Source organism: Sorangium sp. So ce836 (assembly GCF_028553905.1).
GTDB classification, from domain to species: Bacteria; Myxococcota_A; Polyangia; order Polyangiales; family Polyangiaceae; genus Sorangium; species Sorangium cellulosum_D.
In genome coordinates this window covers 5,367,477-5,382,047 of the sequence record NZ_CP102233.1, presented here as the reverse complement: position 1 = coordinate 5,382,047, position 14,571 = coordinate 5,367,477, and the positions used below count along the sequence as shown (strand labels likewise).

The window sequence follows — 14,571 nt, the reverse complement described above, 5'->3', positions numbered from 1 at the left end:
GACTGTCGCTTTCTCAGGCGCCCGGGGCGCGGAAGGCGGTGACGTGGGCGTTCACCCGGACGGGGGTGAGGCCGGCGCCGCAGAGGCGCGGCGCCTCGCTCGCGGCCGAGAAGAGGAGCCCGCCGGGGCCGAGCTCGGCGGCGAGGCGGCGGGCGACCGCGTCGCCCGCGGGCTCCGCGAGGTACAGGAGGACGTTCTTGAAGAAGATGATCTGGAAGCCGCCGCTCGGCACGGCGTGGACCAGATCGCAGACCTCGAAGGAGACGACCTCACGGAGCTTCTGGCAGACGTGGAGCGCGCCGCCCTTCTGCTCACAGTAGCGCTGGAGCAAGGCCGGCGGGAGCTGGTCGGCGGCCTCGGCGGAGTAGGCGGCCTCGCGGGCCGCGTCGATGGCCGGGGCGGCGCGGTCGACCCCGAGCACGCTGAAGCGGCGGCCGGCGCTGGCGAGGACCATCCCGAGGGTATAGGCCTCCTCGCCGGTGCTGCAGCCGGCCGAGAGGCCGGCGATGGGGACGTCGGGCGGGATCTTCGGCAGCACCGCGGTGGCGATGGCCTCCCAGATGATCGGATCGCGGTAGAACCGCGTCTCGCCGACGCGGAGCGCGCTGACGATGCCCTCGACGGCCTCCCTGTCCTCGTGCAGGCGCTCGGCGGCCGCGAACGGGGACACGCCGTGGCGCGCGGCCACGCCGCTCAGCACGGCGAGGACCCGCTCGCGGACCCACCCCGGGGCGGCGAGGCTGCGGCCCAGGCCGAACCTGCGCTCGAGCTCGGCGAGCGCGAGGTCGACGGCCCGCTCGGCGGAGCGCCCCGCAGGACCTCCTCCCGCTCTCGGCGATCTGGCCATCGGGGGCGCCGCGGTCAGCCGAGGAAGCCGGCCTTCCTGGCCTGGGCTCCCTTGCCGCCGCCGTCGAGGGCGATGGCGAACACGTCCTTCAGCGCGAGCACGAACGTCTCGCCCTTGGTGCTGCGCGCCTTGAGGAGCCCGCCCACGCTGAGGACCGCGTCGATCTTCGTCACCGGGAGCGACACGCCCTCGTGGGCGGCGTAGAGCGTGAGCACGCGCCCTTCCGGGAGCTCGGCCCAGCCATCCTTGTCGGTCTTGGCCTCGGCCGTGTCGAGGGCTGCTTTGAGGATGTCGTCGGTCATGAGCAACGTTTCCGCCCCGCGCCCTGCCGCGTCAAGCGCGTGCTGTCCCTTACTGGATTGCAAGGCGATCGGGGTCGTACGGGACCTCGTCCGTGGTACCGTAGTGCGCCGATGTGGAGAAGGGCTCCCAGCCAGCCCCCGAAGGACGGGGCCGCCTCCGGGGCGCAGCCGGGGGGCGCGATGCCGCCGGGGTGGGAGGCTGGGGACCATCTCTTCGTCGACGACATCAAGAAGTCGTTCGGGCCGACGAAGGTGCTGCACGGCATCACCATGCACCTCAGGCGGACCGAGACCGCGGTGATCATCGGCGGGTCCGGCGCGGGCAAGACCACGCTGCTGCGGCTGCTCATCGGCCTGGAGCGGCCGACCACCGGGCACATCTGGGTCGACGGCGTCGATATGGGCGCGCTCGGCGACTACGACATGAACCGGATGCGCCAGCGGTTCGGGATGGTGTTCCAGTACGCGGCGCTGCTCGACTCGCTCACGATCTTCGACAACGTGGCGTTCCCGCTGCGCGAGCACCGGAAGCACATGTCGAAGCGGGACATCCGCGACAAGGTCGTGGGGATGCTGAACTCGCTCGGCCTGGAGAACAAGGAGGACCGGATGCCGTCGGAGCTGTCCGGCGGGCAGCGCAAGCGCGTGGGCCTGGCGCGCGCGCTGATGCTCGAGCCCGAGATCCTCATCTACGACGAGCCGACGAGCGGGCTCGATCCGCTGACGAGCCGGATGGTCGACGATCTGATCGAGGAGACGCGGGCGCGCTTCAAGGTGACGAGCGTGGTGATCTCGCACGACATGGCGAGCACGTTCCGCATCGCGCACCAGGCGTTCCTCGTGATCCAGGGGCGGGTGGTCGCGTCGGGGACGCCGGACGAGCTGGCGTCGGGCGACAACGAGCAGGCGCGCCAGTTCATCGCGGCGGCGGGGGTGGCGCCGGACAAGGTGTCGCGGGTGAACCGGCCGGCGCTCGCGGACGGCAGCAGCGAGGGCGGCCAGGTGATCGAGTTCCGGAAGGCGGCGGAGTAGGTCGCTGCGGCGCGCGGGGCGCTGCCCGCTGCGGCGCCGCTACAGGCGGAGCACCGCGGCGCGGCGGCCGCGGGGCGTCGTGGCCTCGCCGAAGCGGGGCGCGCTCCGGGCGAGCCGCCCGCGGGCGTCGAAGATGACGAGTGTCCCGCGCCTTAGCCGCAGGCGCGCGAGGTACTCGTCGAGCTGGGCGAGGCCCTCGCGGAGCGGGTCCTTCTGTCCCTTGCGCCACACCTTGAGCTCGAGCGCGCGCCGCTGGACGGCCCGGGATCCGTCGGACTTGCGGTAGGGGAAGCGCACGAGCAGATCGATGCGCCCGCGGCCGACGCCGTACTCGCGATCGATGAAGCCGCCGCCATTTACCGCGCGCTGGAGGAAAGCCATGAGGACGAGCTGGGGGGCGACCTCGGGGTACGGCATCCCGGAGGCGAGCACCTCGCCGTGCTCGTGCCAGAACGCGGCGAACGCGCGGAGCAGGCGCCGGAAGGCGAGGCGGCCGTCGGGCAGGAGGAAGCGCTCGGGCGGGGCGTCGATCCGCTCCTCGGCCGACGACGAGAGGACCCGGGCGATCACCTCGCGGTAGATCGGGTTCGCCACGCGCAGCGGCTTGCCCTGGGCCGCGAGGCCGAGATCGCGGACGTAGGAGGCGTCGTCGTCGTAGGTGTCGCCGCCGCCCTCGTACGTTCCCGCCAGCATGGGCTCGAGCACGCGGCGGACGCGCGGCTCGGCGAGCTTGCTGACGAGCGAGTCGAGGTGGGTGGCGCGCGCGAGGATGAGGCGCTCCTTCGCCCGCTCGACGTGCGCCCGCGTGATGGCCTCGCCGGGCGGGACGGCCAGCTTCTCGACGATCTCGCGGCCGAGCGCGTTGACAAGCCAGGGCTGGCCGGCGGTGAGCTCGAAGGCCCGGGCGAGCGCCGCATCGAGGAAGACCTGGCCGGTGTCTTCGGTGTGCTGGGCATAGAGCGCGCGGACCTCTTCCTCGGAGAAGTCTCCGAGCCGTAAGGACTCGAGCTTGATGTTGAACGGGCTCGCGGTGCCGAGGCGCTCGGGATCGCCGCCGCTCGCGACCTTGTAGTCGCGGACGTCGCGCAGCCCGCAGAGGATGACCGAGGCGGGGAAGTGGTCGGGACGGCTGGGGAAGCCGGCGCGGAGCTGGCGCAGGATGCTGAGGAGGCCCTGGCCGCGCAGGGAGTCGATCTCGTCGAAGATGAGGGCGAGCGGGCGCGGGCAGGCGCGCGCCCAGGCGGTGAGCGCCGCGGAGAGGAGGCCCTCGTCGCCCTCGAGCGAGAACGGCGGCGGCTGGAGCTCGGGCGGCAGCGCGATCTCGGCCGCGCGCGCGAGCTCGCGCAGGACGGCGCGCTGGGCGGAGCCGTAGTCGTCGCCCGCGGCGCTGCCCTCCTCGCAGGAGAAGAGGACGGCGGCGTGGCGGCCCGAGGCGGTGAGCCGCTCGGCGACGGCGCGCAGGGCGGTGGTCTTGCCGGTCTGCCGGGGGGCGTGGACGACGAAGTAGCCCAGCTGCTCGACGAGGCCGGGGACCTCCGGCAGCCGGCTTTCGGCCGGGATCATGTAGTGCAGATCGGGGCGGCAGGGGCCGGTCGTGTTGAAGCGGCGCTTCACCCGGCGAGCCTTGGGCCGGCGGCCGGGAAGAAGCAAGGGAGCAGCCGACGAGCGCGACGGGCGCGACGAGCGCGATAAAGTGAAGCGAATGGAGCGGTGGTTTTGGATCGGGCTCGGCGGCGCGGCGGGAACGCTGGCCCGCTACGCGCTGTCGATGTGGTGCGAGGAGCGCTTCGGCGCCGGTTTCCCGTACGGAACGCTCGCCGTCAACGTGCTCGGGTCGTTCTTGCTCGGCGCCATCGGCGAGGTCGCCGCGACGACGGCGCTCCTGTCGCCGACGCTCCGGCTGGGCCTGAGCACCGGCGTCATGGGCGGCTTCACCACGTACTCGAGCTTCAACAACGAGACGCTCAGGCTCATCCACTACAAGTCGCTGGCGGCGGGGCTCGTCAACATCGCGATCACGCTGTTCGGCTGCCTGCTCGCCGGCGTCCTCGGGATGGTCGTCGCGAGGCGGCTCGTCGCGAGCTAGGGCGGTGGTGGCGGGCGGTAGCGTGCGGCTTGGCCGGGCTGGTCACACGAACGCCGGCGTGCGAGCGTCGCCGCCATGGTGTCCGTGCGCCACGAGAGCCTCGCGGATCTCTTCAAGAATCGCCCCTCCCTCGCCGCCGAGCTGCTGGCCGAGGCGCTCGGCGTCGCGCTGCCGGTCTACTCGGAAGCCCGCGTCGCCTCGGTCGCGCTGAACCAGACGCAGCCCGCGGAGTACCGCGCGGATCTGGTGATTGTCCTCCACGCAGGAGAGGCGCCCGCGCGCGTGATCGTCGTCGAGGCGCAGCTCAGGCGCGACGACGACAAACGGTTCACGTGGCCCGCCTACCTCGCGGTCGCGCGGGACCAGCACCGCTGCCCGGCCCACTTGCTCGTCGTCGCGCCCGACCCCGCGGTCGCCGCGTGGTGCGCGGAGCCGATCGAGCTCGGCGTGCCCGGCTTCGTCCTGCGTCCACCCGTGCTGCGCAGCGAGGACGTCCCCGTCGTGACGGACGTCGCCGAGGCGGCCCGCCGGCCCGAGCTCGCGGTGCTCTCGGCCATGGCCCACGGCGCCACCGATCGAGGAGCGGCCATCGCCGGCGCCGCGCTGCCCGTCATCCGCGGGCTCGATGACGAGCGGGCCAGGTTCTACTACGATCTCGTGGTCATCTCCCTCAACGAGGCGGCTCGCCGGGAGCTGGAGGCAATGATGAAAGGCTACGAGTACCAGAGCGATTTCGCCAGGAAGTACATCGCGCTGGGCCGCGACGAGGGCCGCGACGAGGGCCGCGTCGAGGCGACGGCGCGCAGCGTGCTCACCGTGCTCCGGGTCCGCGGCATCGACGTGCCGGACGCCGCGCGCGAGCGCATCCTGGCCCAGAAGGATCCGGAGGTCCTGGAGCGCTGGCTCGAGCGGGCTGCCGCCGCCCCGTCGCTGGCCGAAGTGCTCGACGAGCCCAGCTGAGCCGGGCGCGGCGCACGGCGCTCCTGGTCCAGGGGACGAGGATCAGCCGTCGGCGCCGAGGATGGGCGTCGCTTCTTCCTGCGCCGGGGGCGCGTCGCCCTGCGCTCCACCTCCGCTTCCGCCGGGCGGGGGCTTCTGTCCCGGGGGCGGAGCCTTCTTGCCAGCGCTGCCGGAGCGGGCCTCGAACATCCAGGCGGCCTTGTTCAGCTCGGGGACCAGGATGGTTCCATCGACCCGGCGCGCCGCCCTGAAGGCGCGGAGGATCTTCTCGATCACGACCGCGACCCTCCCGTCCTGCAGATCGAGCGCCCGCTGCGTCACCCGGCGCCCGGCGGCGACCTGGACGCTGGCGATCCCGCGTACCCGCTGCGCCGTGGCCCGGAGCGAGGCCGCGCAGTCGGCGCCGACCCCGTAGTCCTCGAGGAGCTGCGCGTCCTGCGCCGGATCGGCCCGCCGGGTCTCCTCGATGAAGCTCGCGAGCGCCTCCAGGCCCTTGGCGAGGCTCTCGGGGGAATCCGCGCGCCCCACCACGGCGTCGACCCGCGCCATGCGGCGAGCGCCGAGCGCGTTGCGCAGGCCGTCGTAGCAGAGATCGCGCTCGCCGATGCCGTCGCGCATCGCGCTCCGCCCCTGCACCTCGAGCGCGGCCCGCGCGCCGGCCGCCTCGGTCGCCTCCGCGTCGTGCGCCCGCTTCATCGCCTGGAGCCGGCCCGCCTCGGCGACGAGCAGCGGCAAGAGCGCGTCCGGCATGCGCACCTTGGCGCGCCGCGATCCGGAGAGCGAGCCCAGGATCCGCCGCGCGGAGGCGACGAAATGCGGGGCGTCATCGATGAGGCTCTGCGAGTCGATGCGCGTGCCCTCCGCGACGAGGTCCTCCTCGGGGATGCCCGCGTAAGTCCGCGCGGCGAACGCGCCGTCCGCGGGGCCGAGCTCCCGCGCGAGGGCGTCGAGGGTGATGGTGGTGGATGAAACGACTGGTGCCTCGGCCGGCGAGGTCGCCGGCGCGGGCTTCTTGGTCTTGGAAGTGGCCATGGGAGGAAAAGCTACGAGGGAGCGTCAAGGAAGGGGAAGCCGGCACGTCCACGGGGCAAGATCACGTCGCGGCGATCCTGGCGGACCGGGGGGACACCGCGCCGGCGTGGCGACACGAGGGCGGCGATGGCGGCGCGCATGGCGGGGCACGGGGCGCGCGAGGCCGGGTGGACGGAACCGCGGCGGCGGGCGGCGGGCGCGAGAGCGGCAGGCAGCCGCGCGCAAGCCAGGTCAGGCCAGCGCACCACCGGGGCCGAGGCGCGCGCGCGGCGCGGCGAGATGCGCGCACAGGCGGATCGAACGAGCGCACGACGCGGGAGAGGCGCGCGAGAAGCCTGTCGCCACCGCGCGACAGAGACCTCGGGGACGCGCACGACGCCCCAGAACACGCGCACGACGCGCCGAGAACGAGCGCTCGTCGCGCGGAAACGTGCGTACGACGCACCGGGAACGAGCACACAACGCGCCGCGTTATACTCCTGATCTCCAGCCGGCAACAGCGACGCCGCCGCTCACCGCTCGCGGCGAAGCTCAGCGTGCCGGTCCCAGGCGCGTCAGAAAAGTCGCGCCCCCATCCGGCCACCCGGGTCACTCCACGAGCCCGCGCTCCCCCGCCGCCTCGTCCAGCCGCACGAACCTCGCTCCACCCCGCGCGATCTCCTCCACGAACGCCCCCAGCGCCTCCATCCGCGTGCCGAGCGGCACCCGGAGCTCCGGCTGGTACGGCGCGAGCGCCTCGAGGCCGTCCCCCCGGTCGAGGAAGTCCATCCCGTGCAGCTCCAGGTTGACGAGCGCCTCCCCGGCGCAGGCGCGCGCCAGGAGCCGCGCCCCCGTCGCGCCCGCGAGCGCCACGCTCGTCCCGATCACCGGCAGCCGCAGCCCCGGCGTCACCTGGATCGGCAGCTCGACGAAGCGCCGCCCGCCGCGCCGGTACCACGGCCGCCCCGGCCGGTACGGCCGCCGCGGCGCCGCGAGCACCCGCGGGGTGTCCAGGATCGCCGCCGATCCCCTCCCCTTCGCGCGCTGCGCCCCCATCGCGAGCGCCTTCGCCGCGTAATACGGCGGGCACGGGAACACCGACGAGTCGAACGCGACCCCGACCGCGTCGAGCGCGTCGAACAGCGCGTCGCTCACCGTGTACCCCGGCGCGCGGAAGCCCGTGGGCCGCCGGCCGACCGCCTCCGCGATCGCCTCGGCGCCCAGCAGCACGTCGTAGGCGATCGCGGCGCGCGGGAGCCGCGAGAGGTCGTACCGGTGCCCGTAGGAGTGGTTCTCGACCGCGTGGCCCGCGTCGCTCAGCGCGCGCAAGGCCGCCGCGCTCGCGGGGCGCGCGAGATCGCGGCCGATCGCGAACAGCGTGACGGGGATGCCGTGGGACGCGGCGAAGGCCGCGATGCGCGGCAGCGCCGTGTCATAGACGGCGCTCGGCGAGGCCGCCGCCCCGGTGCGCTCCGGGACGGCGAGCCCGTGGATGGCGAAGTAGTTCGGGACCTCGTCGAGATCGATCGAGACGGCGGCGAGGCGCCCCCCCATCGGACCGCGTCAGCTCGCGGCCATCTTCGCCACCTCGGCGGCGAAGTCGTCCTCTTTCTTGGCGATGCCCTCGCCGCGCTCGTACCGCACGAAGCGCGTGAGCTTGACCTCGCCGCCGGCCGCCTTCGCGGCCGCCTCGCGCAGCTTGTCGATCGTCTGGCCCGTCACGCCGCGCGACGCCGCCTCGACCGACTCCTGCTCGATCAGCGCGACCTCCGAGTACCACTTGTTGAACTTGCCCTCGATGATCTTCGGCCACGCCGACTCCGGCTTCGGCTTCGGATCCTCGCGCAGCTGCGCCTCGAAGATCTCCTTCTGCTTCGCCTTCAGCTCCTCGGTGATCTCCTCACGGCGGAGGACCAGCGGGCTCATCGCGGCGGCCTGCATCGCCGTGTCCTCGACGAACTTCTGCACCTCGGGGTGATCCGCCACCGCCTGGCTCGCGGCCTCGACCGCCACGAGCACGCCGATCTTGCCGCCGAGGTGCACGTAGGCGTGCGCGACGCCGTGCTTGCCCTCGGGGACCGACACCCGATCCCACCGCCGCACCGCGATCTTCTCGCCGATGCGCGCCGTCAGCTCCGTCGCGACGTCGGCGACCGGCTTGCCGCCGATCGAGAGCTGCGCGACGTCCGCGCCCTCCGGCGCCTTCTCGGCCGCGGCGAGCACGTCGCCGACGAACTGCCGGAACGCGTCGTTGCGGGCGGCGAAATCGGTCTGGATGTTGACCTCGACCATCGTCGCGCTCCGCCGATCGGCCGCGACCGCCGCGCGAACCTCGCCCTCGGTGGCGGACGCGCCGGCCCGCTTGGCGCTCTTCGCGAGACCCTTCTTCAGGATGATCTCGACCGCCTTCTCCATGTCGCCCTCGGCCTCCGTGAGGGCGCTCTTGCAGTCGCTCATCCCCGCCTGGGTACGCTCACGAAGCTCCTTGATCGCCTGCGCATTGATGCCGGCCATGGCTCTTTCTCCTTCAACCTAGATAGGAAGAGGCCGCGCCGAGCGGCCCCTCTTCATCGCACTTCAGACTGGTGATCACGAGGGCCCGCGCGGCGATCCGCCGGACCGCAGAGGCACAGAAGGCGCAGAGGCGTGAAATTTTCATTTCTGTCCCCGCGCCCTCCGCGCTCCCGCGGTCTCCACCGCGCCGGGCGGGAGGCGACGCCGTCACCCGCCGCCCGTGCGCCGGGCCGCTCTCCGATGCGGCTCGCGCCGCGCTACGATGCCTGCTGCTGGCGCGGACCGCCGCGGCCGCCGCGGCCGCCCTGGTAGACGTTGATCTCGTCGCGCTGGCCGCGGCCGCCGGCCGGGGGCTGCGAGCCGTGCGCGCCCTCGCCGTGATCCTTGCGGCGCTGCGCGCCCTCGACGCACGCGTCCGCGACGCGCGCCGTGATCAGCCGGATCGAGCGGATGGCGTCGTCGTTGCCAGGGATCACGAAGTCGACGAGATCCGGGTCGCAGTTCGTGTCCGTGATGGCCACGACCGGGACGTTCAGCTTGCGCGCCTCGCTGATCGCGATCGACTCCTGGTGCGGATCGATCACGAAGATCGCCGCGGGCAGGCCGCCCATGCCCTTGAGGCCGCCGAGGTACTTCTCGAGCCGCTCGCGCTCCTTCTCGAGGCGGACGACCTCCTTCTTGAGCAGCTGCTCGTAGGTCCCGTCCTCCTTCATGCGCTCGAGGGTGCGGAGGCGATCGAGGCCCTGCTTGATCGTGCGGAAGTTCGTCAGCGTGCCGCCGAGCCAGCGGTTCGTGACGAAGTACATGCCGGACCGGCGGGCCTCCTCCTGCACGATGTCCTGCGCCTGGCGCTTCGTGCCGACGAACAGCACGTGGCCGCCGCGGCCGACGGCGTCGGTCAGGAAGTCGTACGCGCGCTTGAAGAGCCGCGTCGTCTGGTCGAGATCGATGATGTGGATGCCGTTGCGCGCGCCGTAGATGAACGGCCGCATCTTCGGGTTCCAGCGCTTGGTCTGGTGGCCGAAGTGCACGCCCGCGTCGAGCAGCGAGCGGAGCGGGAGCGGGAAATCCCCCTGCTGGGGGGCAACGGCCTGCATGGTGTCGGCCGCCGGGGCGGATGCGGAGATGCTCGTATCGGTCACGGCTGTGTCCTTTCGGTTGGTCCGCCGCTCCCCCTCCCGCCGCCAACCCCACGCACGGACAGGAGCGTCCGAGCCGATGGGGCACCGGGCCGCGGAATGCCGTGGGTGCCAGGAGAGCGTGTGGATTTCGTCGCAGCGACGGCGAGGATTCGACCGCCGCTGTCCCCCTCGTCACGAAACCGCGAGAAGGGGGCGGTTTGCTACCCCGATGCGCCGCGCTTGTCAAGCGGAGGCGGCGGTGGGCACGGGGCCGATATTTTCAAGTATTTATGCAAGGTTACGCGGGGTTATCGAGTTATCAAGTTATCGAGGCACGCGCGGCACGCGCGCCGCGGCGTTCGGCCGGCGCGCCCGTGCGAGCGCGCGTCGTCCCGCATGAACCCGACGCGGCCGCGCTGCTCGGACGAGGCGCGGCGCGGCACGGAACCGCTGCGCCGCGGGGCGCGGGGCGCCGTGTCCCGGCATCCACGATGGCGTACACTCGGCGCGTGCGAACCGCGTCACGACGCTTCCTTCCTGTACGCTTCGCCCCGATCTGCGCAGGCCTCGCGGTCGTCTCCGCCTGCATCGCCACGGCCCCGAGCGGCATCCGCCGGCAGACCGACGGCGACGGGGGCGGCGGCGGCGACTTCGGGGCGGATCCGCAGACGACGTCCTCGTCGGCCGGCGCCGGGCTCCCGGACGCCGATCCGCACGCCCTGCTCGGCGCGGACCCGACGCACGGCCCGTTCAACGGGGGCCAGCGCGTCCTGCTCCACGGAAACGGCTTCAGCTCCAAGGTCCGCGTCTGGTTCGGCGACGTCGAGGTCGATCCGTCCGCGATCGTGCCCATCGATCCCAGCCGGGTCCAGGTGGTGGCGCCGCCGGGCGCGGCCGGGCCGGTGGAGCTCGCGGCGCAGAACGGCGACGACGCGTCGACCCGACGAGCGCTGCCGGGCGGCTACGTCTACGACGCGCTCTACGCGTCGCCGTCGAGCGGGCCCATCTCGGGCGGCACGACGATCGAGCTCATCGGGCAAGGCACGCGCTGGGACGCGACGACCGTCGCCAGGATCGGTCAGAAGCCCTGCACGTCGCTCGCCGTCCTGGAGCCGACCCGGCTCGCCTGCACCGTGCCCCAGGGCACGCCCGGCGCGAAGACGATCTCGGTGACGACCGGCGACGAGACGATCCTCGTGCTCGACGGCTACACCTACGAGGACAGCCAGAACGGCTACAAGGGCGGGCTCAGCGGCGGCCCCCTCGCCGGACGGCTCAAGGTCCTCGTCTACAACAACTTCACCGGCGACCCGATCCCGGGCGCGCGCGTGGTCGTGGGCAGCAGCCTCGCGTCCGCGCTCCGCGGCGAGGCCGACGCGTCCGGCGTCGCCGTGTTCGAGGACGCCTCGCTCGACGCCCCGCGGACCGTCACCGTCGCGGCGACGTGCCACAGCCCGATCTCGTTCGCCTTCGTGCCGGTCGACACGGTGACCGTGTACCTGGACCCGGTGCTCACGCCCGCGTGCGGCGCCTCCGGCGATCCGCCCCCGCCCGTCGGCGGCAAGGTGGGCAGCGCGGCCGTGCTCGACGGCGAGCTCGTCTGGGACACGGCGCTGGACCCAGGGGCCGCCGCGTGGGGCAACATCCCGAGCCCGCAGCGCGAGACCGAGCGCAAGGCGGCGTACGTGTTCACGACGGGGGCCGATCCGCTCGCGACCTTCAAACTGCCGCCGGAGTACCAGGCGATCACCCCGGACACGCCGGGAGACCTCGGGCACGGGTTCACGATGTACCTCGCGCCCGGCAACCGCACGATCTACGCGCTCGCGGGCGTCGAGGATCGATCGACGACCCCGCCCCGCTTCACCGCGTACGCGATGGGGATCGTCCGCGGGATCCCGCTGCTCCCGAACCGGGTGACGACGGACGTGTTCGTGCGGATCGATCAGCCGCTCGATCACGCCCTCACGATGGAGGTCACCGCGCCCGCGAAGGGGCCGAAGGGGCCGGACCGGATCAAGGCGAACGTGTCCTTGATGATCGGCAACGACGGGTACGCCACGCTGCCCGCCGGCGCACAGAGCCCGCTGATCCCATTCGACGGGCGGCTCTCGTTCGTGGGCGTCCCGCCGCTCAACCGCGATCTGCTCGGGGCGCGCTACCACTCCTCGGCGCGCGCCGTCACCGGCCAGGCCGGGCTCGCGCCGCTGTCCGTCGTCGGCCGCGCGCTCTCGACCAGCACGAGCGAGCCGGTGCGCATCGGCGATTTCGTGGGCGTTCCGACCCTGGAGACGCCGGCGCAGAACGGCGCCTGGGACGGCGCGCACCTCGCGACCTCGTTCGGCGCGGGCGCGCCCGTCGACCTCAGCGTCTACGACATCGCGAGCGGGAGCGGCCTCATCCGGTGGACCGTGGCCGTGCCGGCCGGGTCGCACGCCGTCGAGCTGCCCGACATCCGGCAGCTCGGGCTCGATCACGGCGCGCTGCCGCCGGGGCCGGTCACGATCGGCGTGTACGGGGCGCGGATCGACGGGTTCGATTACGGCAAGCTCGTCTACCGGCAGCTCACGCCGCAAGGGATGGCGGCGTACTCCCTCGACAGCTTCAGCGCGCACCTGTGATGAGCGAGCCGCTCCCCCCGACGCGATCCCGCAGGTCACGGCGCCGCGCCCGCCCGCGGCGCGCGGCGGCCGCCGCCCTCCTCGCCGCCGCGGCCCTCGGGCTCGCGCCGAGCTGCTTCGACAGCGGCCTCCGGTGGGGCGAGCTCCCGGACGAGCCGCCGCCGCCCCCGCCGTGCACGGCCGGCGAGATGCGGTGCGGCGCGGAGCTCTCGCGCTGCGAGGAGACCGCGGCCGGGCCCGCCTGGGTGACGCTCGAAGACTGCGCCGCGCAGGGGCTCGTGTGCGCGTCGATCGACCTCGGGTGCAGGGCGTGCGTGCCCGGCGTGACGTCGTGCCGAGGGCAGGACGTCGTGACGTGCGCGCCCGACGGCAGCTTCGGCGGCGTGCTCGAGACGTGCGACCCGGACGCCGGCGAGGCGTGCCGCGGCGGCAGCTGCCTCCACCTCTGCGCCGCCGCCGAGGTCGAGCGGAGCAACGTGGGGTGCGAGTACTGGGCGGTCGATCTGGACAACGCGCTGATCGACGCGACCAGCAACGCGGCGGCGCAGCAGTTCGCCGTGGTGATCTCGAACCCGCAGCCGGACGTGCCCAACGAGGTCCACATCTTCCAGGACGACGGCGCGCCCGGCGATCCGCCCGCCCCCGTGGAGATCGCGAGCGCGCTGATCGCGCCGCTCTACCTCCAGGTGTTCAAGCTGGGGCCGCGCGAGGTCGATGGCAGCCCGGAGGGCGAGTACAACGCGGGCACGCACACGGCGCTCACGCGGCACGCGTACAAGATCACCTCGAAATTTCCCGTCGTCGCCTACCAGTTCAACCCGCTGGAGAACGTCAACGTGTTCTCCAACGACGCCTCGCTCCTGAAGCCGCGCGAGGCGCTGACGTACAGCCCGGGCGCGCTGACGACGGCGTACGTGGTCGCCGGGTGGCCGCAGACCATCGCGAGCACGGACGATCCGGACACGAACTTCGATCCGCTGAACCCGACCGATCTGCGGGCGTTCTTGACCATCGTCGGGACGCGCGAGGACACCACGGTGCAGGTGAAGACGACGGCGAAGATCGTAGGCGGCGGGCCGGTCCCGGAGACGCCGGCGGGCGGGTCGATCGAGGTCAAGCTCGGCGCGTTCGACGTGCTCAACCTGGAGACCGGCGGGTTCAACGAGGACTTCACCGGCTCGGTCATCAAGGCCGACCAGCCGATCGCGGTCTTCACCGGGGGCGAGGCGTCGGACGCGCCCCACTTCCCGAAGCTCGCGGATCGGCGCTGCTGCGCCGATCACCTGGAGGACCAGCTCGACCCGATCCGCGCGGCCGGCAAGCGCTTCGCCGTTCCGCACACGCCGAACCGGTCGCAGACGGTGAAGCAGGCGGGCGCGCAGATCGAGGTCGTGCCCGAGCCGGAGTACGTCAGGATCGTGGCCGTGAGCAGCAAGGGCGCGGCGATCACGACGACCCTGCCGCCGCCGGACGACCGGATCACGCTGTCGTCGCAGGGCGCGTTCCACGAGGTGATGGCGTGGGGCGACTTCACGATCGAGAGCTCCGAGCCGGTCATCGTGTCGCAGATCATGGCCAGCCAGAACGCGACCGGGGTGCGGCAGGGGCTGCCGGGCGGAGACCCGAGCCTCGTCATCCTGCCGCCCATCGAGCAGTTCCGGCAGGACTACGTGTTCCTGACGCCGGACAAGTACGCGTTCGACTTCATCTCCGTGATCGCGCCGCCGTCCGCCGTCGTGCGGCTCGACGGCGTGGCGCTCGGGCCGGAGGAGTGCGAGATCGCGCCCGCGGACGGGCTCACCGACGAGCAGCGCGGGGGCGGCGCGCCGCCGTTCGTCGTCTACCGCTGCCAGCTGAGCTTCGCGTCGATCGATCCGACGCTGCCGGCGCCGGACAACGTGCTGCCCGGGCGGCAGCGCGACGGCGTGCACCGGATCGCGGCCTCCGCGCCCGTGGGGCTGCTCGTCACGGGGTTCGACTCGTTCGTGAGCTACGCGTACGCGGGCGGCACCGAGCTGCGGGAGATCGCGGCGCCGGACTGAGGCGCGGCGCCGCCTCGACGCGAGCCGGCGCCGGC

General features: G+C 73.0%; 12 protein-coding genes. 5 read left to right on the top strand and 7 right to left on the bottom strand.

Translation table 11 applies throughout. The features are described from left to right. Positions 1–13: 13 nt before the first annotated feature. Together NQZ70_RS19585 and NQZ70_RS19580 are read right to left on the bottom strand one after the other, a co-directional pair. Complete coding sequence (locus NQZ70_RS19585; protein WP_129575567.1) at positions 14–847, bottom strand: protein-glutamate O-methyltransferase CheR; 834 nt, start codon at positions 845–847, stop codon at positions 14–16. 14 nt (positions 848–861) lie between these two features. Continuing rightward, positions 862–1,149 carry a hypothetical protein gene (locus NQZ70_RS19580; RefSeq protein WP_020735730.1) on the bottom strand — a complete coding sequence of 96 codons (288 nt, stop codon included), beginning with the start codon at positions 1,147–1,149 and terminating at the stop codon, positions 862–864. A gap of 111 nt (positions 1,150–1,260) precedes the next feature. On the opposite strand from NQZ70_RS19580, the gene NQZ70_RS19575 reads away from it, so the two are divergent. Then, the gene (locus tag NQZ70_RS19575) at positions 1,261–2,181 is read left to right on the top strand and encodes an ABC transporter ATP-binding protein (protein ID WP_237245444.1); all 921 of its coding nucleotides are present in this window, start codon (positions 1,261–1,263) and stop codon (positions 2,179–2,181) included. 39 nt (positions 2,182–2,220) lie between these two features. Here the strand turns inward: NQZ70_RS19575 and NQZ70_RS19570 are convergent, their stop codons facing one another. After that, positions 2,221–3,795: an AAA family ATPase gene (locus NQZ70_RS19570; RefSeq protein WP_129575566.1), complete on the bottom strand. Its 1,575-nt coding sequence runs from the start codon at positions 3,793–3,795 to the stop codon at positions 2,221–2,223. Between the two features lie 88 nt (positions 3,796–3,883). Between NQZ70_RS19570 and crcB the strand changes: the two genes are divergently transcribed. Together crcB and NQZ70_RS19560 are read left to right on the top strand one after the other, a co-directional pair. Then, positions 3,884–4,267 (top strand): fluoride efflux transporter CrcB, encoded by a 384-nt coding sequence (gene crcB, locus NQZ70_RS19565; RefSeq protein ID WP_129575565.1) that lies wholly within the window; start codon positions 3,884–3,886, stop codon positions 4,265–4,267. 75 nt (positions 4,268–4,342) lie between these two features. Continuing rightward, positions 4,343–5,227 (top strand): hypothetical protein, encoded by an 885-nt coding sequence (locus tag NQZ70_RS19560; protein ID WP_129575564.1) that lies wholly within the window; start codon positions 4,343–4,345, stop codon positions 5,225–5,227. A 42-nt stretch (positions 5,228–5,269) separates the two neighbouring features. Here NQZ70_RS19560 and NQZ70_RS19555 read toward each other — a convergent pair whose 3' ends face one another. The 4 genes from NQZ70_RS19555 to rpsB all read right to left on the bottom strand — a co-directional run bounded on the left by NQZ70_RS19555 (position 5,270) and on the right by rpsB (position 9,894). Next, entirely contained in the window at positions 5,270–6,259 is a 990-nt protein-coding gene (locus NQZ70_RS19555; protein WP_129575563.1) for a hypothetical protein, read from the bottom strand. 588 nt (positions 6,260–6,847) lie between these two features. Further along, entirely contained in the window at positions 6,848–7,792 is a 945-nt protein-coding gene (locus tag NQZ70_RS19550; protein WP_129575562.1) for a polysaccharide deacetylase family protein, read from the bottom strand. Positions 7,793–7,801: 9 nt separating this feature from the next. Then, entirely contained in the window at positions 7,802–8,752 is a 951-nt protein-coding gene (tsf, locus tag NQZ70_RS19545) for a translation elongation factor Ts (RefSeq protein WP_129575561.1), read from the bottom strand. 257 nt (positions 8,753–9,009) lie between these two features. Beyond that, the gene (rpsB, locus tag NQZ70_RS19540; protein ID WP_275938218.1) at positions 9,010–9,894 is read right to left on the bottom strand and encodes a 30S ribosomal protein S2; all 885 of its coding nucleotides are present in this window, start codon (positions 9,892–9,894) and stop codon (positions 9,010–9,012) included. Positions 9,895–10,382: 488 nt separating this feature from the next. Here rpsB and NQZ70_RS19535 point away from each other — a divergent pair, with 488 nt between their 5' ends. Both NQZ70_RS19535 and NQZ70_RS19530 read left to right on the top strand, forming a co-directional pair. Beyond that, positions 10,383–12,494: an IPT/TIG domain-containing protein gene (locus tag NQZ70_RS19535; RefSeq protein WP_129575560.1), complete on the top strand. Its 2,112-nt coding sequence runs from the start codon at positions 10,383–10,385 to the stop codon at positions 12,492–12,494. Next, the gene (locus NQZ70_RS19530; RefSeq protein ID WP_237245443.1) at positions 12,494–14,536 is read left to right on the top strand and encodes an IgGFc-binding protein; all 2,043 of its coding nucleotides are present in this window, start codon (positions 12,494–12,496) and stop codon (positions 14,534–14,536) included. Before NQZ70_RS19535 ends, NQZ70_RS19530 begins: the two co-directional genes overlap by 1 nt. Positions 14,537–14,571 lie beyond the last annotated feature (35 nt).